The sequence below is a fragment of the Cupriavidus numazuensis genome (genome assembly GCF_905397435.1).
In the GTDB taxonomy this organism is placed as follows: Bacteria; Pseudomonadota; Gammaproteobacteria; order Burkholderiales; family Burkholderiaceae; genus Cupriavidus; species Cupriavidus numazuensis.
Map to the genome: position 1 here is coordinate 82,708 of NZ_CAJPVI010000006.1, position 20,468 is coordinate 103,175.

Annotated in this window: 17 protein-coding genes and 1 tRNA gene; 12 read left to right on the top strand and 6 right to left on the bottom strand. The window is 65.3% G+C overall.

Annotation, left to right across the window (positions count from 1 at the left end; genetic code table 11):
* The 5 genes from KHO41_RS06985 to KHO41_RS07005 all read left to right on the top strand — a co-directional run bounded on the left by KHO41_RS06985 (position 1) and on the right by KHO41_RS07005 (position 4,996).
* Positions 1 to 1,119: an ABC transporter ATP-binding protein gene (locus KHO41_RS06985; RefSeq protein WP_211952568.1), complete on the top strand. Its 1,119-nt coding sequence runs from the start codon at positions 1 to 3 to the stop codon at positions 1,117 to 1,119.
* Positions 1,116 to 2,000, top strand: coding sequence for a carbohydrate ABC transporter permease (locus tag KHO41_RS06990; RefSeq protein ID WP_211952569.1), 885 nt, complete (start codon positions 1,116 to 1,118; stop codon positions 1,998 to 2,000). The genes KHO41_RS06985 and KHO41_RS06990 overlap by 4 nt, the downstream gene beginning before the upstream one ends.
* On the top strand, positions 1,993 to 2,814 hold the full coding sequence (locus tag KHO41_RS06995; protein ID WP_211952570.1) for a carbohydrate ABC transporter permease: 822 nt from the start codon (positions 1,993 to 1,995) through the stop codon (positions 2,812 to 2,814). The genes KHO41_RS06990 and KHO41_RS06995 overlap by 8 nt, the downstream gene beginning before the upstream one ends.
* Positions 2,815 to 2,842: 28 nt before the next feature.
* Positions 2,843 to 3,151, top strand: coding sequence for a DUF2160 domain-containing protein (locus tag KHO41_RS07000; protein WP_211952571.1), 309 nt, complete (start codon positions 2,843 to 2,845; stop codon positions 3,149 to 3,151).
* A 129-nt stretch (positions 3,152 to 3,280) separates the two neighbouring features.
* Entirely contained in the window at positions 3,281 to 4,996 is a 1,716-nt protein-coding gene (locus tag KHO41_RS07005) for an ABC transporter substrate-binding protein (RefSeq protein WP_211952650.1), read from the top strand.
* A gap of 51 nt (positions 4,997 to 5,047) precedes the next feature.
* Here the strand turns inward: KHO41_RS07005 and KHO41_RS07010 are convergent, their stop codons facing one another.
* The 6 genes from KHO41_RS07010 to KHO41_RS07035 form a co-directional block, all read right to left on the bottom strand.
* Entirely contained in the window at positions 5,048 to 6,997 is a 1,950-nt protein-coding gene (locus tag KHO41_RS07010; RefSeq protein ID WP_211952572.1) for a sensor domain-containing diguanylate cyclase, read from the bottom strand.
* A 231-nt stretch (positions 6,998 to 7,228) separates the two neighbouring features.
* A complete protein-coding gene (locus KHO41_RS07015; RefSeq protein ID WP_211952573.1) occupies positions 7,229 to 7,882 on the bottom strand; it encodes a hypothetical protein in 654 nt (217 codons plus the stop codon).
* Positions 7,883 to 8,034: 152 nt separating this feature from the next.
* A tRNA-Val gene (locus KHO41_RS07020) sits at positions 8,035 to 8,109 on the bottom strand.
* 120 nt (positions 8,110 to 8,229) lie between these two features.
* Positions 8,230 to 8,943 carry a DNA polymerase III subunit epsilon gene (gene dnaQ, locus KHO41_RS07025; protein WP_211952574.1) on the bottom strand — a complete coding sequence of 238 codons (714 nt, stop codon included), beginning with the start codon at positions 8,941 to 8,943 and terminating at the stop codon, positions 8,230 to 8,232.
* Positions 8,944 to 8,974: 31 nt separating this feature from the next.
* Positions 8,975 to 9,412: a ribonuclease HI gene (gene rnhA, locus KHO41_RS07030; RefSeq protein WP_211952575.1), complete on the bottom strand. Its 438-nt coding sequence runs from the start codon at positions 9,410 to 9,412 to the stop codon at positions 8,975 to 8,977.
* Positions 9,413 to 9,473: 61 nt separating this feature from the next.
* Positions 9,474 to 10,268 carry a class I SAM-dependent methyltransferase gene (locus KHO41_RS07035; protein WP_211952576.1) on the bottom strand — a complete coding sequence of 265 codons (795 nt, stop codon included), beginning with the start codon at positions 10,266 to 10,268 and terminating at the stop codon, positions 9,474 to 9,476.
* A gap of 13 nt (positions 10,269 to 10,281) precedes the next feature.
* Here KHO41_RS07035 and gloB point away from each other — a divergent pair, with 13 nt between their 5' ends.
* The 7 genes from gloB (at position 10,282) to KHO41_RS07070 (ending at position 20,443) form a co-directional block, all read left to right on the top strand.
* Complete coding sequence (gloB, locus tag KHO41_RS07040; RefSeq protein ID WP_211952577.1) at positions 10,282 to 11,082, top strand: hydroxyacylglutathione hydrolase; 801 nt, start codon at positions 10,282 to 10,284, stop codon at positions 11,080 to 11,082.
* Positions 11,083 to 11,236: 154 nt separating this feature from the next.
* Positions 11,237 to 12,910 (top strand): transglycosylase SLT domain-containing protein, encoded by a 1,674-nt coding sequence (locus KHO41_RS07045; protein ID WP_211952578.1) that lies wholly within the window; start codon positions 11,237 to 11,239, stop codon positions 12,908 to 12,910.
* A 156-nt stretch (positions 12,911 to 13,066) separates the two neighbouring features.
* On the top strand, positions 13,067 to 14,959 hold the full coding sequence (locus KHO41_RS07050) for a propionate--CoA ligase (RefSeq protein WP_211952579.1): 1,893 nt from the start codon (positions 13,067 to 13,069) through the stop codon (positions 14,957 to 14,959).
* Between the two features lie 176 nt (positions 14,960 to 15,135).
* Positions 15,136 to 17,505 (top strand): bifunctional salicylyl-CoA 5-hydroxylase/oxidoreductase, encoded by a 2,370-nt coding sequence (locus KHO41_RS07055; protein WP_211952580.1) that lies wholly within the window; start codon positions 15,136 to 15,138, stop codon positions 17,503 to 17,505.
* A 2-nt stretch (positions 17,506 to 17,507) separates the two neighbouring features.
* Positions 17,508 to 18,308, top strand: coding sequence for an SDR family NAD(P)-dependent oxidoreductase (locus tag KHO41_RS07060; RefSeq protein WP_211952581.1), 801 nt, complete (start codon positions 17,508 to 17,510; stop codon positions 18,306 to 18,308).
* A gap of 80 nt (positions 18,309 to 18,388) precedes the next feature.
* Positions 18,389 to 19,240 (top strand): enoyl-CoA hydratase family protein, encoded by an 852-nt coding sequence (locus KHO41_RS07065; RefSeq protein WP_211952582.1) that lies wholly within the window; start codon positions 18,389 to 18,391, stop codon positions 19,238 to 19,240.
* A 33-nt stretch (positions 19,241 to 19,273) separates the two neighbouring features.
* Complete coding sequence (locus KHO41_RS07070; RefSeq protein WP_211952583.1) at positions 19,274 to 20,443, top strand: acyl-CoA dehydrogenase family protein; 1,170 nt, start codon at positions 19,274 to 19,276, stop codon at positions 20,441 to 20,443.
* Positions 20,444 to 20,468 lie beyond the last annotated feature (25 nt).

Sequence of the window (20,468 nt, forward strand, 5' to 3'; positions counted from 1 at the left end):
ATGACGCGCATCGATCTTGATCTCGCCCATTCCTATGTGGCCGATCCACGCTCCGATGACGACTACGCGCTGCTGCCGCTCAGGTTCAGCTTCGAGGATGGCGGCGCCTATGCGCTGCTGGGACCATCGGGGTGTGGCAAGACCACGCTGCTGAATTGCATATCGGGGCTGCTGCGGCCGTCGCAGGGCCGCATCCTGTTCGACGGGCGGGACGTCACGGCCGAATCGCCGCAGGCGCGCAATATCGCGCAGGTGTTCCAGTTCCCGGTGATCTACGACACCATGACCGTCGGCGAGAACCTGGCTTTTCCGCTGCGCAACCGCGGCGTGCCGGCAGCACAGGTACGCGAACGGGTAGGGCGCGTGGCCGAGATGCTCGAACTGTCCGCCTCGCTGGACCGGCGCGCAAGCGGGCTGGCAGCCGACGCCAAGCAGAAAATCTCGCTGGGCCGCGGCCTTGTGCGGCAGGATGTGTCGGCGATCCTGTTCGATGAGCCGCTGACCGTGATCGATCCACAGCTGAAATGGCAGCTACGGCGCAAGCTCAAGGAGATCCATCACGAATTCCGGCTGACGCTGATCTACGTGACGCACGACCAGACCGAGGCACTGACGTTTGCCGACCAGGTCGTGGTGATGTCGCGCGGCAAGGCCGTGCAGGTTGGGTCCGCCGACGCGCTGTTCGAGCGGCCCGCGCACACCTTTGTCGGACACTTCATCGGTTCGCCGGGCATGAACTTCCTGCCGGCGGACTGGCGCGATGGTGGCGTGGAGGTGGCCGGGCGCCGCTATCTGCCCGCGCTGCCGGATGCGGTGGCGGGGGCTTTGCGCGAAGCCGGCAGCTTCCGCGTCGGCGTGCGGCCCGAGTACTTGCGGCTGGCCGGCCAGGGAGACGCGCAGGCAGTGCCCGTGCGCGTCGAGCGCGCCCAGGATATCGGGACCTACTGGCTCGTGACCGGCACCTTGCAGGAAGCCGGCGGGCAGGCCGGCACGCTGCGCGCGCGGCTGGGCGCCGAGGCCGCGGCGCTGCGTCCTGGCGACACCGCGTGGCTGTCCGTCTTCAACCGCCATACCTGCTACTACGTGAACGAAGTGCTGGTGCCCGGGAGTCCGCAATGAAACCCATCAACCAGAAGGCCTGGCTGCTGGTGTTGCCGGTGGTGCTGTGCGTGGCGTTCTCGGCCATCCTGCCGCTGATGACCATCGTGAACTACTCGGTGCAGGACATTATCTCGCCCGAGCGGCGCGTGTTCGTCGGCACGGAGTGGTTCCGCACGGTGCTGCGCGATGGGGAACTGCATGACGCGCTGCTGCGCCAGCTCGGGTTCTCGCTCGCGGTGCTGCTCGTGGAGATTCCGCTAGGCATCCTGCTGGCGCTGTCGATGCCGGCGAAGGGATGGAGGGCATCGGCCGTGCTCGTCATCGTCGCGTTGTCGCTGCTGATCCCGTGGAACGTGGTCGGCACGATCTGGCAGATCTTCGGCCGCACCGATATCGGCCTGCTCGGCGCCGCGCTCGACGCCATGGGGTTTGACTACAACTACACCGGCAGCGCCTTCGACGCCTGGGTGACCGTGCTGGTGATGGACGTCTGGCACTGGACGCCGCTGGTCGCGCTACTGTGCTACGCGGGCCTGCGCGCGATTCCCGACGCCTACTACCAGGCCGCACAGATCGATGGCGCGAGCCGCTTCGCCGTGTTCCGCTACATCCAACTGCCCAAGCTGCGCGGCGTGCTGATGATCGCGGTGCTGCTGCGCTTCATGGACAGCTTCATGATCTATACCGAGCCGTTCGTGCTGACCGGTGGCGGTCCCGGCAATGCCACCACGTTCCTGTCGCAGTACCTGACGCAGAAGGCCGTCGGCCAGTTCGACCTGGGACCCGCCGCGGCCTTCTCGATCGTCTACTTCCTGATCATCCTGCTCCTGTGCTTCGTCCTCTATAACTGGATGCAGCGCGCGGGCACCGCCGGCAGCGAGGACATGCCCCATGGCTGATAAAAGCGATCGCGCCACATGGTGGCGCCCCGTCTTCCTGCTGGTCTACCTGCTGTTCGCCATCCTGCCGATCTACTGGATGGTGAACATGTCGTTCAAGACCAACGAGGAAATCCTGTCGACATTGTCGCTGTGGCCCGCGGCATTCACGCTCGAACACTACCGGACCATCTTCACGGATGCGTCGTGGTACTCGGGCTATATCAATTCGCTGATCTATGTCGCGATGAACACGGTGATCTCGATCAGCGTGGCGCTGCCCGCGGCCTATGCGTTTTCGCGCTACCAGTTCATCGGCGACAAGCATGTGTTCTTCTGGCTGCTGACCAACCGCATGACGCCGCCGGCGGTGTTCCTGCTGCCGTTCTTCCAGCTCTACAGCACCATCGGGTTGATGGATAAGCACCTTGGCGTGGCACTGGCCCACCTCGTATTCAACGTGCCACTTGCGGTATGGATCCTGGAAGGCTTCATGTCCGGCGTGCCGCGCGAGATCGACGAGACCGCCTATGTCGACGGGTACTCGTTCCCGCGATTCTTCCTCACCATCTTCCTGCCGCTGATCAAGGCCGGTGTCGGCGTGGCGGCGTTTTTCTGCTTCATGTTCAGTTGGGTCGAACTGCTGCTCGCGCGCACGCTGACCTCCGTCAACGCCAAGCCGATCGTGGCGACCATGACGCGCACGGTGTCGGCGTCCGGCATGGACTGGGGCGTGCTGGCTGCAGCGGGCGTGCTCACGATCGTGCCCGGCGGGATCGTGATCTGGTTCGTGCGCCACTACATCGCGAAGGGCTTCGCGATGGGCCGCGTGTAGCGTAGATGCCGAGCGAAAGGAGATCGCCATGCTGAGCTGGATGGTCTGGACCACGCCCGTGGCCGTGTTCTTCGCCTGCATCGTGGTCATGCTGATCGGCATGACGGTCTGGGAAGTCCGCTCGCCGGCCGTGATGCGCAAAGGCTTCCTGCCGATTGCCACCACGCGCGGCGATCGCCTGTTCATCGGCCTGATGTGCGCGGCCTGGATCAACCTCGCGTGGGTGGGGCTGGGTGAAAAGATCACGCAATGGCTGTCGCTGGCCGAGGAGCCGTCTATCTGGATCAGCTTCGGCTTGTCGATGCTGGTCTTGCTGCTGGTCATGCGCAAGGGCTGAAAGCGCAGCACGACACGCGACCGTAATCATGGGACATGCGGCTTATCCCTTCCCCGGGGCCGCGCCCGGACAGCAAACGGGGAGGGGACTCTTGAGGAGACACTGATGAACGTGCACGTGAAGTCAGGAATGACAGTCCTTGCCTGCGCGGCCGCGCTGGCATGCGGCCACGCCTGGGCTGGCGAGGCCGAGGCGAAAAAGTGGATCGACAACGAGTTCCAGCCCTCGTCGCTGTCGAAGGACAAGCAGCAGGCCGAGATGAAGTGGTTCATCGACGCGGCCGCCAAGCTCAAGGCCAAGGGCGTTACGCAGATCAGCGTGGTGTCGGAAACCATTACCACGCACGAGTACGAGTCCAAGACGCTCGCCAAGGCGTTCGAGGAGATCACCGGCATCAAGGTGAACCACGACATCATCCAGGAAGGCGATGTCGTGGAGAAACTGCAGACCTCGATGCAGTCGGGCAAGTCGATCTATGACGGATGGATTTCCGACTCAGACCTGATCGGCACGCACTACCGCTACGGCGCCATCCTGCCGCTGTCGGACTACATGGCCGGCGCCGGCAAGGAGTGGACCAATCCAGGGCTCGACGTGAAGGACTTTATCGGCACGAAGTTCACCACCGCGCCCGACGGCAAGCTGTACCAGCTTCCCGACCAGCAGTTCGCCAATCTCTACTGGTTCCGCGCGGACTGGTTCGCGCGCAAGGACCTGCAGGACAAGTTCAAGGCCAAGTATGGCTATGACCTCGGCGTGCCGACCAACTGGTCCGCGTACGAGGACATTGCCAACTTCTTCACGAACGACGTGAAGGAGATCGACGGCAAGAAGGTGTACGGCCACATGGACTACGGCAAGAAAGACCCATCGCTCGGCTGGCGCTTCACCGATGCCTGGCTGTCGATGGCGGGTACCGCTGACAAGGGTCTGCCGAACGGGATCCCGGTCGATGAATGGGGTATCCGCGTGGCCGAGGACAAGTGCACGCCGGTGGGTGCGTCGGTATCGCGCGGCGGCGCGACCAACAGTCCGGCAGCAGTCTATGCGCTGACCAAGTACATCGACTGGATGAAGAAGTTCGCGCCGTCGCAGGCCATGGGCATGACCTTCTCGGAAGCTGGCCCGGTGCCGGCACAGGGCCAGGTCGCCCAGCAGATCTTCTGGTACACGGCCTTCACCGCCGACATGACCAAGAAGGGGTTGCCTGTGGTGAACGCCGACGGTTCGCCCAAGTGGCGCATGGCCCCGTCGCCGTATGGCCCGTACTGGAAGCAGGGCATGCAGAACGGCTACCAGGACGTGGGTTCGTGGACATTCTTCAAGAACACCGATCCGAACCGGCTGGCAGCAGCATGGCTCTATGCGCAGTTCGTGACGGCCAAGACGGTGTCGCTGAAGAAGTCGCTGGTCGGGCTGACGTTCATCCGCGACAGCGATATCCATCACGAGTACCTGACCAAGAACGCGGCCAAGTATGGCGGGCTGATCGAGTTCTATCGCAGCCCGGCGCGCGTGGCGTGGACGCCGACCGGTACCAACGTGCCTGACTATCCGAAGCTCGCACAACTGTGGTGGAAGAACGTGGCCACCGCCGTGACCGGCGAGAAGACGCCGCAGGCGGCCATGGACAACCTGGCCGAGGAGATGGATCAGGTCATGGCACGGCTGCAGCGTGCTGGCATGACCAACTGCGCGCCGAAGCTCAATGCGAAGAGCGACCCGTCGAAGTGGCTGTCGAGTGAACACGCACCGTGGAAGAAGCTCGACAACGAGAAGCCGAAGGGCGAAACCATCGCCTACGACAAGCTGCTGCAGGCCTGGAAGGAGGGGCGCGTGCGTTGAGGCGAGGAAGCGGGGCCTGTCCGGATGGGCAGGCTCCGGTGTCGCAGTGGATCAGGCCGTCGAATCTTCCAGCGGCGCCGCGTAGCGGGCCTTGCCATTGCGCTTGGCCTCATACAGCGCCATGTCGGCCCGCATGAACAGCTCGCTCACGGACATGCCCTGTCCGGGGCGTTGGATCGCCGAGCCGACGCTGACCGTGGCCGCATGTTCATGCCCGTCGATGACAACCGGTGCCAGCGCAGTCTGCACGATGGTGCTGGCGATGCGCTCGACTGCGCGGACATCGCCCACGTTTTCGAGGATCACCGCGAACTCGTCGCCGCCGATGCGCGCCACGGCATCGTTCTTGCGCACACTGCGGGTCAGGCGCTGCGCGAAAGCGACCAGCAGGCGATCACCGATCGAATGCCCGTGGCCGTCATTGACGGCCTTGAAGTCGTCCAGGTCAACCAGCAATAGCGCTGCCGCCTGACCGCTGTCATTGGCGCGCGCCAGCGCTTCGGCAAAGCGCCGGTCGAAGCCCTTGCGGTTCAGCAGTCCGGTCAGGTGGTCCGACACGGTCTGCGCTTCCAGGCTGCGCAGCTTCTGGCGTTCGCTCGTGACATTGCGTGCGAACAGGTGCAGGCCATGGATCGCGTCATGCGTGTCGTTCCAGGCAGGCTGGCAGGTGAACTGCATGCATTCGGAGCCGTCCGGGCTCTCGCGCGTAAACTTGACGACCTTGCCCGCGAGCGCCTGCTCCAGGTAGGGCCGCGACGCCAGATAGGCTTGCGTGCCCCACAGCTCGCGCAACGTCAGGCCGGTGATCTGCTGCGCTGGCAAGCCGAAATGGCGCGCGTAGGCCTGGTTGACGAAGACGAAGCGCTCGTTCATGTCGATGAACGAGACAAAGTCCGGCACATGGTTGGCAATCGCCTCGATGCGCTTTTCGCTCTCGGCGGCATGATCCTTGGCCGCCTTCAGCGCGGCTTCGCGCTCGGAAAGCTGGTGCATGACTTCAGCGAACGTGGCAGCCAGCTCGCCAATTTCGTCCTCGCGGCCGACCGGCAATTCCGCGATGGCGGCGGGGTTGGCGGCGATGCCGCGCACGACGCGGTGCAGGCGCTGCAGCGGCGCCAGCAATCGCCACATCGCCAGCCACATCAGCGCACCGGCAACCAATAGCGAGAGGCCGGCAATGGCGAGCGTCCGGCGCCTTGCGTCGAGCAGCGCCGCATAGGCTTCGTTGGCAGGCAGCACGGCAACCAGCTCCCAGCCATTCGATTCCAGCAGGTAACGCCCCACGATCGGCTGGCGCGGAAGAACAGTCTCCCAGAACGAATCGGGCTGCTCCGCGCCGCACGCCTCGCCGTTGGCCCGGGCTGGCGTCAGCAGCCTGGCGGGATCCCGGTGCATGGCGTATCGGGGGCTGGGGCCGGCGGAAACCAGGCAGTAGCTGCCTGTGACGCCGACCGGACTTCGCGCCAGCTCGCGCAGGAAATTGTCGAGGGAGAGGTTGATCACGCCGCCGAGCACCGCGCGCAGCTCGCCGCCGGGGCCGCGCAGCGGAACGGCCAGCACGACACCGGGCGACCTGGTGAGCTTGCCCTGCAGCAGGTCGGATACGGCAAATGGGGCACCGCGCACGATCGCGCGGAAATAGTCTCGGTCACTCAGGCTCATGCGCACGCCTTCCGGTACGGCGGTGCTGAAGATCATTTCGCCTGTGGGCGCGGCCATGAAGATGGCGTTGAAGGTGTCCGGCAAATCCGGCATCTGCGCCGCCATGCGCCGGAGTTCCGACGGGCGATTGCCAAGCACGGGGGCGAACTGCTGGGCCATGTGGCGCAGCATCGACGCCCGGATCTCGATCTTCCCATCGAGCTGTTCGGCCACCATCCTGACCTGCGAGTCCTGATGGTTCTGCAGCAGATCCTTCAGGGTGTGGTAGGCGTAGTACTGCGAGTAGAGGGCCCGCAGCACGATGATCAACGTAACCACCATGGCGGTTGCTACTGCCATCCGTAGCTTGATTGAGTGACGCATGATTTACTTTTTCTTCTGCGCACTGACCCGTTTTTCGGTCCCAGGGCATATGGAAGGACGACCCCGCCCTATTTGTACGGAACCAGGCGTTCAGGGTAGCAGATGTCCTACTCATCGCCACGCACCGGGATGCTCGCCGCGCGGCATTGTGGGGCATGCGGCACTCCGTCTGTCCAATGGGTGGCAACGACGCGACGGTCGGGTGCGCTATGCGCCGCCGATGGGCCATTGGCGGATGCGCAGGATGGTTCGGTCGGCGACCCGTACGACCAGTTCCAGCAATGCAGGCACCCGTTTGCGCGTGATGCCGGCCGTGTATCGCGCGGTGGCGGTGTCTTCGTGATCGGTCGATGGCTCACAGCAGCCGCATCGCATCGCGAGCCGAAGAATATGCAGGGGCACGAAGCGCTCAGCCTGCTGCATGTCGGCCAGGGCGGCCATGGAGAAATGCAGGGGCAGCCGCGATAGCTCGATGACGCGTTCGCGCAGGCTGGCGCCCGTGCGCGCGCCCAGTGCAGCGCCCTCGGCATGGAAGCCGGCGCGCGTCACGCCAGCGGCGCCGGGCTGCCAGAGTGCGCCGATGGCGAGATAGGGCGCCCCGGCTTGCTGCAATCCCGCTTCGCCGACTTCATCGATCGCCACGAAACCGCCAAGCAGGTCATACGTGAGCGCGGTTCGCCCGAAGTGGCGGTGGTAGCCAGTGATGCAGTCGAAGTCCTCGTCGTAGACCGGCCTCGCGTCGCGAGGAATGCGCACGGGGCGGATTTCGAACCAGCCAGGGGATACGGGGTAGCGTCCGGCCCAGGCGAATGCTGGTTGTGTGGCACGTTGTGCGAGTGAGGGAAGGGAAGGCTGTGGCATGAACCCGCTCCTGCTCGTTGGTGGAGGGGGCTACCGTATCGACGCAGGATTGGAGCTGGAATGAGACGACGCCGTTTAGTTGGAACCGGGGCGTTGCAGAGAGGGGAGGCGGAAATGAAAAAAGCCAGCACAAGGCTGGCTTTTCCGGAATCTGGTGGGTGGTACAGGGATTGAACCTGTGACCCCTGCCGTGTGAAGGCAGTGCTCTACCGCTGAGCTAACCACCCCAGGCTGCTTCGATTTTGCGTCGACACTGTCGTGCAGCTGAGAAACGAGATTATGCAGAGGTTCCTGTATCTTGTAAAGCCCTTTTCTCAGATTTTTTCTGAAAGAGGGATGCCAGCGTGCTACTGCGCGGCCGCAAGCTCCTGCCATACCGTCTTGCCGCCGCTTGCCTTGTCCAGTTGCTTGAGCACCGCGAGATGCTCGGACACTTCGGCTTCGCTCGCATACAGCACGGGCAGGACGATGTGCGAAAGGTCTGATTCCGCGACGGAACCGTCTGCGGCTTCGGCGCCGTCGAGCATGTCGATGACCAGCGAGTTCTGGCCGCGCGTCATGGCCAGGTAGACCTCGGCCAGCAGTTCCGCATCGAGCAACGCACCGTGCAGCGTACGGTGCGCATTGCTCACGCCAAGCCGGTCGCACAGCGCGTCGAGCGAATTGCGCTTGCCGGGGAACATCTGGCGCGCTTCGAGCAGGGTATCGATCACGCTGCCGATGTGTTCGCGGAACGGCGGCAGGTCCAGCCGCCGGAACTCCATGTCCAGGAAGCCAAGGTCGAACTGGGCGTTGTGGATGATCAGCTCGGCGTCCTGCACGAAGTCGCGGACCTCGTTGACGACCTCGGCGAACTTTGGCTTGTCGGCCAGGAATTCGACGGTGATGCCGTGCACGGCGATGGCGCCTTCATCGATGTCGCGCTCGGGGTTGACGTAGAAGTGCAGGTGGCGGCCCGTGAGGCGGCGGTTGACCAGTTCGACACACCCGATTTCGATCAGGCGGTCGCCCGTGGCGGCATTCAGGCCGGTGGTTTCGGTGTCGAGAACGATTTGTCGCATGGCGCGCATTCTAGCGGACGGCAGGGCAAGGTCAGGAGGCGAGCGATGCAACGCCGCGGTTGGCAAGTGCGTCGGCGCGCTCGTTGCCAGGGTGGCCATTATGGCCGCGCACCCAGTGCCAGCTGATCTTGTGCGGCTGCACGAGCGCATCGAGTTCCTGCCACAGGTCCGCGTTCTTCACGGGCTTCTTGTCGGCGGTCTTCCAACCGCGCGCCTTCCAGCCCGGCAGCCATTCGCTGATGCCCTTCTGCACGTATTGCGAGTCGGTGTACACCTGCACGGTGCACGGCCGCTTGAGTGCGCGCAGTGCCTCGATGACCGCGGTCATCTCCATGCGGTTGTTGGTGGTGTTGGCCTCGCCGCCGAACAGCTCTTTTTCGTTCGTGCCGGCGACGAGCACTGCGCCCCAGCCGCCACGGCCGGGATTGCCCTTGCAGGCGCCATCGGAATAAATGATTACTTCTTGCATGTGTCGTTTGTCAGGGCAGCCCGTATGGGCTGCCACAGGAGTTATGTGTGCGCCGGCCAGGTCAGTTTTCGTCGTCCGGCGTCTTGCCGTGCGTGCCCGTAGGCGTAGCCACCGGCGCGGCGACGGGCGCGAGTGCCGCCTTGGCAGTCTTCCAGGCCGGCCCGACCAGGCGGATATTGCGCACGCGCTTGACCGCGGAAATCATGTAAACCGCGCCGAAGATCGGCCACCAGCGGTCGCCGGCCTTTTCCATGAACGCGGCGCGCTGCAGCCAGCGCTCGGTACGGTAGGGCGGGCAGTAGCAGCCGAACCGGCCGCGAATGATGTCAAATCCAAGCAGCTTGAGCCAGTCCTTGATGCGCACGAAGCCGATCGACTGCGCATCGGTCGGCAGGAACGGCATGGCACCAAGGCGGTTCAGGCCCTGGCGCGCGCCCCACAGGCTCATCGGGTTGAAGCAGGTCACCACCACGCGGCCTTCAGGCATCAGCACGCGCGATACCTCACGCAGCACTTCGTGCGGGTCCTCGGCGAACTCGAGTACGTGGGGCAGAGTGGCGAGGTCGATGCTCTGGGTGTCGAACGGCAGTTCGTCGAAGCGGCACAGCAGCTGGCGCGCGTCCGGGTGTGCCGCGCGCGGCCCGTGCGGGCCGCTGACGGGGTCGAGCGCGAGCGCCGAAAACGGCATCCGGTTCTCGCGCAGGGTATCGATGGCGGGCAGGCCCATCTGGACCGCGTGATAGCCGAAAATATCCGGCACGGTCCGGTCGTATTGCCGCGCCTCCCACTCGAGCATGTATTGCCCGGGGGGCGAAGCCAGCCAGTCTTCCCAGCTTACAATCGGACGGTCAGCCATAGGAGCACGCGCAATGTTGAAAGTGGAGCCGATCCCCGCATTCCAGGATAACTATATCTGGGCCATCCACGACGGCCGCAGTGCCGCCGTGGTCGATCCCGGCGAGGCGGCGCCGGTGGAGCGGTTCCTGAAGGACAAGGGCCTGGCTCTGGGCGCTATTGTAATCACCCATCACCATGGTGATCACCAGGGCGGCGTGGCGGAGTTGCTTTCGGCCCATCCGACTACGCACGACGGCGCGCCGATGCCCGTGATCGGGCCGGCCGGGGAACGCATCGACGGACGCACACAGGCCGTGCGCGAGGGCGATACGGTGACGCTGCCGGCGCCCGCGCTGCAATTTCGCGTGCTTGACGTGCCCGGCCATACCGCCGGCCATGTTGCCTACGCCGGCGACCTCCCAGGCGTTGGCCCGGTGGTGTTCTGTGGTGATACGCTGTTCGCCACCGGCTGCGGCCGCCTGTTCGAGGGCACGCCGGCGCAGATGCTCGCGTCGCTGGACAAGCTGGCGTCGCTGCCGGGCGAGACGCGTGTGTACTGCGCCCATGAATACACGCGCAGCAATGTGCGCTTTGCGCGCGCAGTGGAGCCCGGCAACGCCGCGTTGGCTGACTGGGAAGCGCGCGTCGAGTCGCTGCGTGAAGCGGGCCAGCCGACTGTGCCATCCACGATCGAACTCGAGCGCCAGGTCAATCCATTCCTGCGCTCGCGCGAGCCCGCTGTGCGGGCGGCGGTCAAGGCCCAAGGCGGCAGCGTGGCAGGCGATGCGGAAGCTTTTGGCGCACTGCGCGGCTGGAAAGACAATTTCCGCTGAGTATGGTTGTCCTACCCCAGGAGCGCGCTAGCGCCCGTGCGGCAAGGGTCTGCGACAGGTCGAAGGCCAATTGTCTTCTGGAAAATCTCATTGACGTGAAAGCCTGTTTTTTTTAGCATCACGCAACCTTTTAGCGTCACAATTCGAGAACTTAATGAAATTTGGTCGATTACTGGCGGTGTTTGCAAGCGTGGCGCTGCTCGCAGCCTGCGCCAGCACGCCTACACCGCCCGGCGCCAATGCGTCCGGCGCCCCGACCGCCCTGACCTCCACGCGCAGCGGTAAGGATCCGCTCAACTCGCTCAGCGTCGACAAGACGCTCGCCCCTGGCGCAGCCAGCATGAACCCTGACCAGCCCGGGCTGGACTGGCTGCGTGGCCCGTCCTCCGACATCTGGGACCGCATCCGCCGTGGCTTCGCCATGCAGGACCTGGAAGGGACGCTGGTTGACGACCGCACGCAGTGGTATTCGCAGCGACCGGAATACATGGAACGCATGGTGGCGCGTTCGAGCCGCTATCTGTATCACATCGTGGAAGAGCTGGAGCGGCGCAATATGCCGACCGAGCTGGCGTTGCTGCCGTTCGTCGAGAGCGCGTTCAACCCGCAGGCGCAGTCGAGCGCCAAGGCGGCTGGCATGTGGCAGTTCATCCCGAGCACGGGCAAGACCTACAACCTGAAGCAGAACATGTTCCGGGACGAGCGCCGCGATGTGCTGGCGTCGACCGACGCGGCGCTCGATTACCTGGCGCGCCTCTATGACATGTTCGGCGACTGGCATCTGGCGCTGGCCGCGTACAACTGGGGCGAGGGCGCGGTGTCGCGCGCCATTGCGCGCAACCAGGCGCGCGGCCTGCCGACGGACTACGCCAGCCTGACCATGCCGAACGAGACACGCTACTACGTGCCGAAGCTGCAGGCGGTGAAGAACATCATCGCCAATCCGGCCGCGTACGGCGTCAGGCTGCCCGAGATTCCGGATCATCCGTATTTCGTCACGGTCACGACTAGCCGCGATATCGACGTCACGCTGGCGGCCAAGCTCGCCAATATGTCGCTCGAGGAATTCAAGGCGCTGAACCCGTCGTTCAACCGGCCGGTGATCCTGGGTGCATCCAACCCGCAGATCCTGCTGCCGTTCGATAACGCCGAACGCTTCCAGTACAACCTGAACACCTATCGTGGCGGGCTGTCGAGCTGGACCGCGGTGACCGTGGACAACCGCGAACGCGTGGAAGCGCTCGCGGCGCGCCTGAACGTCGATCCGGACACGCTGCGCGAGATCAACAGCATTCCGCGCGGCATGCGGCTGAAAGCCGGGTCGACGGTGATGATTCCGCGTTCGGGTCACCACGACCAGGACATCAGCGCGACGCTGGCCGACAGCGCCATGCTGGCGATGGAGCCTGACTTGCCCGATGCGCGCCGCCTCGTGGTGCGTGCCGGGCGCCGGGACACGGTGACTTCGGTGGCGCACCGCTACGGTGTATCGCCGGGCCAGGTGCAGTCGTGGAACAAGCTTTCGGGCACCAAGCTGGTCGCAGGGCAAAGCCTGGTGCTGATGGTGCCGGTTCGCGCCGGCGGCGCGGGCAAGGCCACGCGCACGGCACGCGCGGAACCGGAGGCAGACAAGCCCGAAGTCGTGCGCGTCTCCGCTTCCGGCAAGGGCAAAGGCAAGGCCGAAGGCCGCAAGCGCATGACGGTGGAAGCCGCGCCGCGCCAGGCGGCAAGCAAGGGCGCCGGTGCCTCGCGCTCGGCCGCCGCCAAGTCCGCGCCGGCGGTGAAGGCCTCCTCCAAGGGAACTTCGAAGGCTGCCAAGGCGCGATAGGCGTCGGCGTGGCCGGATGAAACGGGGCGTGCCTGGGGCACGCCCCGTTTTTCATTGCGCCGCGGCGGTTGCCCATCTGGCCGAAGGCGCACAGGCGGCCGTGCCGGTGGCAAACTAGCAGGACGATAACTACCGCAGACGCGGAGGAGACCTGCCATGACGGCAAGCCATGCCGTGCATGCCCGTTCGCTGGCCGACCCCGAGGGGTTCTGGGCCGAACAGGCGCAGCGCATCGACTGGGAAACCCCGTTCGGACAAGTGCTCGACAACAGCCGCGCACCGTTCACGCGCTGGTTCGTTGGCGGACGCACCAACCTGTGCCACAACGCGCTGGACCGGCACCTGGCCGCCCGCGCGCAGCAGCCGGCGCTGGTCTGGGTGTCCACCGAAACCGACCAGCAACGCACCTACACCTACGCGCAGCTGCACGACGAGGTCAACCGCATGGCGGCCATCCTGCAGGGGCTGGGCGTGCAGAAGGGCGACCGCGTGCTGGTCTATATGCCGATGATTCCGGAGGCTACGTTCGCGATGCTGGCCTGTGCCCGCATCGGCGCGATCCACTCGGTCGTGTTCGGCGGTTTTGCGTCGGTCAGCCTCGCCGCGCGCATCGATGATGCGCAGCCGCGCGTGGTGATCAGCGCCGACGCCGGTTCCCGCGCCGGCAAGGTGGTGCCGTACAAGCCGCTGCTCGACGAAGCCATCCGCCTGTCCGGCCACAAGCCCGAGAAGGTGTTGCTGGTCGACCGCAAGCTGGCGGACATGCCGCGCGTCGATGGTCGCGATGAAGACTACGCAGCCTGGCGCGAACGCGTGGCCGGTACGCAAGTGCCGTGCACGTGGCTGGAGTCGTCCGAGCCGTCCTACGTGCTGTACACCTCCGGCACCACCGGCAAGCCCAAAGGCGTGCAGCGCGACACGGGTGGCTATGCGGTGGCGCTGGCCACTTCGATGGACTACATCTTCTGCGGCAAGGCTGGCGACACCATGTTCACGGCCTCGGACATCGGCTGGGTCGTGGGGCATAGCTACATCGTCTATGGCCCGCTGCTCGCGGGCATGACCACGCTGATGTACGAGGGCACGCCGATCCGCCCGGACGGCGGCATCCTGTGGCGGCTGGTGGAGCAGTACAAGGTCAACCTGATGTTCAGCGCGCCCACGGCGATCCGTGTGCTCAAGAAGCAGGATCCAGCCTTCCTGACGCAATACGACCTGTCGAGCCTGCGCCTGCTGTTCCTGGCCGGCGAGCCGCTCGACGAACCCACCGCGCAGTGGATCCAGGATGGCATCGGCAAGCCGGTGGTCGACAACTACTGGCAGACGGAATCGGGCTGGCCGATCATTGCGATCCAGCGCGGCATCGAGGCGCTGCCGCCCAAGCTCGGCTCGCCGGGCGTGCCAGCGTATGGCTATGACCTGCGCATCGTTGATGAGAGCACCGGCGAGGAGTGCGCCCCCGGTCAGAAGGGCGTGGTCGCCATCGACGGTCCGCTGCCGCCGGGATGCATGAGCACGGTATGGGGTGACGACGAACGTTTCGTGCGCACGTACTGGTCGGCGGTGCCGAACCGGCTCTGCTATTCGACGTTCGACTGGGGCGTGCGCGACGAAGATGGCTACGTGTTCATCCTCGGCCGGACCGACGATGTCATCAACGTCGCCGGCCACCGCCTGGGGACGCGCGAGATCGAGGAGAGCCTGTCTTCGCACCCCGGCGTGGCCGAAGTCGCGGTCGTTGGCGTGCAGGACGCGCTCAAAGGGCAGGTGGCAATGGGCTTCTGCATTGCTCGCGACACCGCGCGCACGGCCACGCCGGAGGCCCGGCTGGCGTTCGAGGGCGAGCTGATGAAGACTGTCGAGCAACAGCTGGGCGCGGTGGCGCGTCCGTCACGCGTGCTTTTCCTGAACGTGCTGCCCAAGACGCGCTCGGGCAAGTTGCTGCGGCGCGCCATCCAGGCCGTTGCGGAAGGGCGCGATCCGGGGGACCTCACGACGATTGAAGACCCCGCAGCGCTCGAGCAATTGGTTTCAGCCTTGAAGGGCTGAACAGGGCCGGGCGTCCGCGCCCGGACGACGATATCTGCAATGTGCGCCGGTCGGGGCACATTGCAGATACACCTTGCAACGGCCGGGCATGCAGACTAATATTTGAAGCATAAAATATTTAAACCTGATTTAGATGTGCTCCCTGCCTATGCGGGGTGCCCGGCAGGAGACGACAGATGCGAGTGCTTTGTATTGGCGGCGGCCCAGCGGGACTGTACTTCGGGCTGTTGATGAAGCTGCAGGATCCGGCTAATGAAGTCATCGTGGTGGAGCGCAACCGGCCTTATGACACCTTTGGGTGGGGCGTGGTGTTCTCCGACGCCACCATGGACAACCTCAAGGTTGCCGATCCCGTCAGCGCCGCCGAGATCAACGAGGCGTTCAACCACTGGGACGACATCGATGTCCATATCGGCGGCCGCACCATCCGCTCGGGTGGCCACGGCTTTATCGGCATCGGCCGCAAGCGCCTGCTTAACATCCTGCAGGCGCGCTGCGAAGCGCTCGGCGTCAAGCTGGTGTTCGAGACGGATGTCTCGGACGATCAGGCGCTGGCGATGCAGTACCAGGCCGATCTCGTCATTGCCTCGGACGGCCTGAACAGCCGCATCCGTACCCGCTACGCCGACACTTTCCAGCCGGATATCGACACGCGCCAGTGCCGCTTCGTCTGGCTCGGCACGCACAAGCTGTTCGATGCGTTCACGTTTGCGTTCGAGAAGACCGAACACGGCTGGTTCCAGGCGCATGCGTACCGCTTTGACGACAACACCTCGACCTTTATCGTCGAGACGCCGGAAGAGGTCTGGCGCGCTGCAGGCATCGAGCAGATGAGCCAGGAAGAGGGCATCGCGTACTGCGAGAAGCTCTTCGCCAGATACCTCGACGGCAACAAGCTGATCAGCAATGCCACCCATCTGCGCGGCTCGGCCAACTGGATCCGCTTCCCACGCGTGATCTGCAAGCACTGGGTGCACTGGAACACGCTGCCCGACGGCCGCCGCGTGCCGGTGGTGCTGATGGGCGATGCCGCGCACACGGCGCATTTCTCCATTGGCTCGGGTACGAAACTGGCGCTGGAAGACGCGATCGATCTGGCCACCGATATCGCGGCTTCGGGCCCGTCCGCGCATGACGCGCTGCCTGCGGCGCTGGAGCGCTACGAGGCTACCCGCAGCGTGGAAGTGCTGAAGATCCAGAACGCCGCGCGCAATTCCACCGAATGGTTCGAGAATGTCGAGCGCTATGCGGGACTCGCGCCCGAGCAGTTTGCATATTCGCTGCTGACGCGTTCTCAGCGCATCTCGCATGAGAACCTGCGTGTGCGCGATGCTGGCTACGTGCAGAAGTTCGAGCACTGGCTGGCCGGAGAGGCCGGCGTGCCTGCCGAATCGCTGCGACTGCGCGAAGACAAGCCCGTTCCCCCGATGTTCACGCCGTACCGCGTGCGAGGTGTCACGTTGAAGAACCGCGTGGTGGTCTCGCCGATGGCGATGTACTCGAGCGTGGATGGCGTGCCGGGCGATTTCCATCTGGTGCATCTCGGCTCGCGCGCGCTCGGCGGGGCCGGCATGGTCGTGGCCGAGATGACCTGCGTGTCGCCCGATGCGCGCATCACGCCGGCGTGCCCGGGTTTGTGGAACGACGCGCAGCGCGATGCGTGGAAGCGCATCGTCGATTTCGTGCATGCGAACAGCGACGCGCGCATCGCCATGCAGATCGGTCATGCCGGGCGCAAGGGGTCGACGCAACTGGGATGGGAGAAGATGGACCATCCGCTGCCGCAGGGCAACTGGCCGCTGCTGTCGGCCTCGCCGATTCCGTATCTGCCCGGCGAATCGCAGGTGCCGCGTGAAATGACGCGTGAAGATATGGACCGCGTGCGCGATGATTTCGTCGCTGCTGCACACCGCGCAGCAGAGGCCGGATTCGACTGGCTTGAGTTGCACTGCGCGCACGGTTACCTGCTGTCGAGCTTCATCTCGCCGCTGAGCAACCAGCGCGCCGACGAATACGGCGGCACGCTCGCCAACCGGCTGCGCTACCCGCTCGAAGTGTTTGCGGCCGTGCGTGCGGTATGGCCGGCCGACAAGCCGATGTCGGTCCGCATCTCGGCGCACGACTGGGTCGAAGGCGGCATCACGCCCGATGATGCGGTGGAGATCGCGCGTGCGTTCAAGGCAGCCGGCGCCGACATGATCGACTGTTCATCGGGCCAGGTCAGCCCGGACCAGGCGCCGGTCTACGGTCGGATGTACCAGACGCCGTTTGCTGACCGCATCCGTAACGAGGCAGATATTCCGACGATTGCGGTGGGCGCGATCTTCGAGGCTGACCATGTCGACAGCATCATCGCCGCGGGTCGTGCGGACCTGTGCGCCGTGGCGCGTCCGCATCTGGCCGATCCGGCGTGGACGCTGCATGAGGCGGCGAAGCTCGGCTACCGCGACGTGAGCTGGCCGCGGCAGTATGAGGCCGGCAAGCGCCAGCTCGAAACCAACCTGGAACGCGCGGCGGCTTTGGCCCGCGCCGTGGTGGAGCACTGACGATGGCAGCCGAGTTTTCCCTGCAAGGCCGGCACGCACTGGTCACCGGTGGCGGGCGCGGCATCGGCGCGGCAATCGCGCGGCGGCTGCTGGCTGACGGCGCGAGCGTCACGCTGGTTGGACGCGACGTGCAGGTGCTGGAATGCGCCGTCGATGAACTGCGTCCGCTGCTGGTCGGTGCTGCGGTGCTGACTGCGGTGCCTGCCGACATCAGCGATGCCGACAGCGTCGCGGCCGCGTTTGCCGCGGCCGTGGCCAAGGCCGGCCCGGTAGGCGTGCTTGTGAACAACGCCGGCCAGGCGCATAGCGCGCCGTTCGGCAAGACCAGCCTGGCGCTGTGGCAGCGCATGCTGGACGTCAACCTGACGGGCACCTTCCTGTGCACGCAGGCTGCGCTGCCCGCGATGACGGCAGCGGGGTGGGGGCGCATCGTCAATGTCGCAAGCACCGCGGGCCTGATCGGCTATGGCTACGTCAGCGCCTACTGCGCGGCCAAGCATGGCGTGATCGGTCTCACGCGTTCGCTGGCGCTGGAAACGGCGCGCAGTGGCGTGACCGTCAATGCGGTCTGCCCGGGTTATACGGAGACCGACATCGTGCGCGACGCCGTGGCCAATATCGTCGACAAGACCGGCCGTAGCGAGGCGGAGGCGCGCGCCGAGCTCGCGGCACGCAACCCGCAGCGCAGGCTGGTGCAGCCCGACGAAGTCGCGGACGCGGTGGCATGGCTGTGCCAGCCATCGGCGAGCGCGATGACGGGGCAGGCGATCGCCGTGGCGGGCGGCGAAGTGATGACCGGATGAACGCAAGCCGCAGGTATGCGGCAGCGCAAGCGAACAGGGCAGCGGAACGCGCTGCAGACCGAATCAGACAGAGAGAAACCATGACCGATATCGCGCTCGACATGCGCCACCACAAGCGCAGCTTTGCGGACTACTCGCCGAAACACTTCCTGTGGTCCGTCTCGGACGACGGCAAGGTGGGCACCATCACGCTGAACCGCCCGGAGCGCAAGAACCCGCTCACGTTCGATTCCTATGCCGAGCTGCGCGACCTGTTCCGCGCGCTGTGCTATGCGAGCGATATCAAGACCGTGGTCGTGACTGGCGCGGGCGGCAATTTCTGCTCGGGTGGCGACGTGCACGAGATCATCGGGCCGCTCACGAAGATGACCATGCCGGAGCTGCTCGACTTCACGCGCATGACCGGCGACCTCGTCAAGGCCATGCGTGCGTGCCCGCAGCCGGTGATCAGCGCGATTGACGGCATCTGCGCCGGAGCTGGGGCAATGATGGCACTGGCTTCCGACATGCGCGTGGGCACGGCACAGGCCAAGACCGCTTTCCTGTTCGTGCGCGTGGGTTTGGCGGGTGCCGACATGGGCGCGTGCTCGTTGCTGCCGCGCGTGATCGGGCAGGGCCGGGCCAGCGAACTGCTTTACACCGGCCGCGTGATGACCGCGGAAGAAGGCCTGCAGTGGGGCTTCTTCAATGCGCTGCATGCGTCAGACAAGGTGCTGGCCGAGGCGCACGCGCTGGCTGCGCAACTCTCCGCCGGTCCGACCTTTGCGCACGGCGTGACCAAGAAGCTGCTGCACCAGGAATGGAACATGGGCCTAGACGAAGCCATCGAGGCCGAAGCCGAAGCGCAGGCCATCTGCATGCAGACACGCGACTTCCGGCGCGCCTATGAGGCGTTCGTCGCCAAGAACAAGCCGGTGTTCGAGGGCGACTGAGCGCAAACGAAGGCGCAACCAAAAGGATTTCCGATGTCCGACAAGACTTACCTCGACCTGCCGCTGCTTGACGATTCGCACCGCACGCTCGAACGCGACCTGGACGCCTGGTGCGCGGCGAACCTGAAAGTTGACCACAGCGATACCGATGCCGCATGCCGCGCACTGGTGCGTCAGCTTGGCCAGGCCGGCTGGCTCCGTTACTGCGTGCCGGCCGCGCATGGCGGCGCGTTGCCGGCGCTCGATTCGCGTTCGCTGTGCCTGTTGCGTGAAACGCTGGCCCGTCATGATGGGTTGGCCGATTTTGCATTCGCCATGCAAGGGCTTGGATCGGGTGCGATCTCGCTCGCTGGCAGTGACGCCATCCGCGAACGTTACCTGCCGCGCGTGGCGCGTGGCGAGGCCATCGCAGCGTTTGCGCTGTCCGAGCCGGACGCCGGTTCCGATGTGGCAGCAATGCAGTGCAGCGCGAAGCTCGATGCCGACGGCACCCACTATGTGATCGACGGCGCCAAGACGTGGATCTCCAACGGCGGCATTGCCGATTTCTACTGCGTATTCGTGCGTACCGGCGAGGCGCCGGGCGCGCGCGGCATCTCCGCGTTCGTGGTCGATGCCAACACGCCGGGCCTGAGCATCGCGGAGCGTATCGACGTCATGGCGCCGCACCCGCTTGCCACGCTGCGCTTCGAAAATTGCCGCGTGCCGGTGGGCAATCGCCTCGGCGAAGCGGGGCAGGGTTTCAAGGTGGCGATGATGACGCTGGACATCTTCCGCGCGTCAGTGGCGGCGGCCGCGCTCGGCTTCGGCCGCGCCGCACTCGATGAGGCGCTGACACGTGCGCGTGCACGGCCGATGTTCGGCGGCGTGCTGGCCGACCTGCAGCTCACGCAGGCGGCGATCGGCGACATGGCCACCGCCATCGACGCGGCAGCGCTGCTGACCTACCGTGCGGCATGGCTGCGCGATGTGAAGGGTGTACGCACCACGCGCGAAGCGGCCATGGCCAAGATGGTGGCCACCGAAAACGCGCAGCAGGTCATCGACCGCGCGGTGCAGATGTTCGGCGGCCTCGGTGTCAAGGTCGGCACGCGCGTGGAAGGGCTCTATCGCGAAATCCGCTCGCTGCGCATCTACGAAGGCGCGACGGAGGTCCAGAAGCTCATCATCGCGCGCGAAACGCTGGCGGCCCAGGCCGTCTGAACCGGCTCGGCCCGACACACATCAT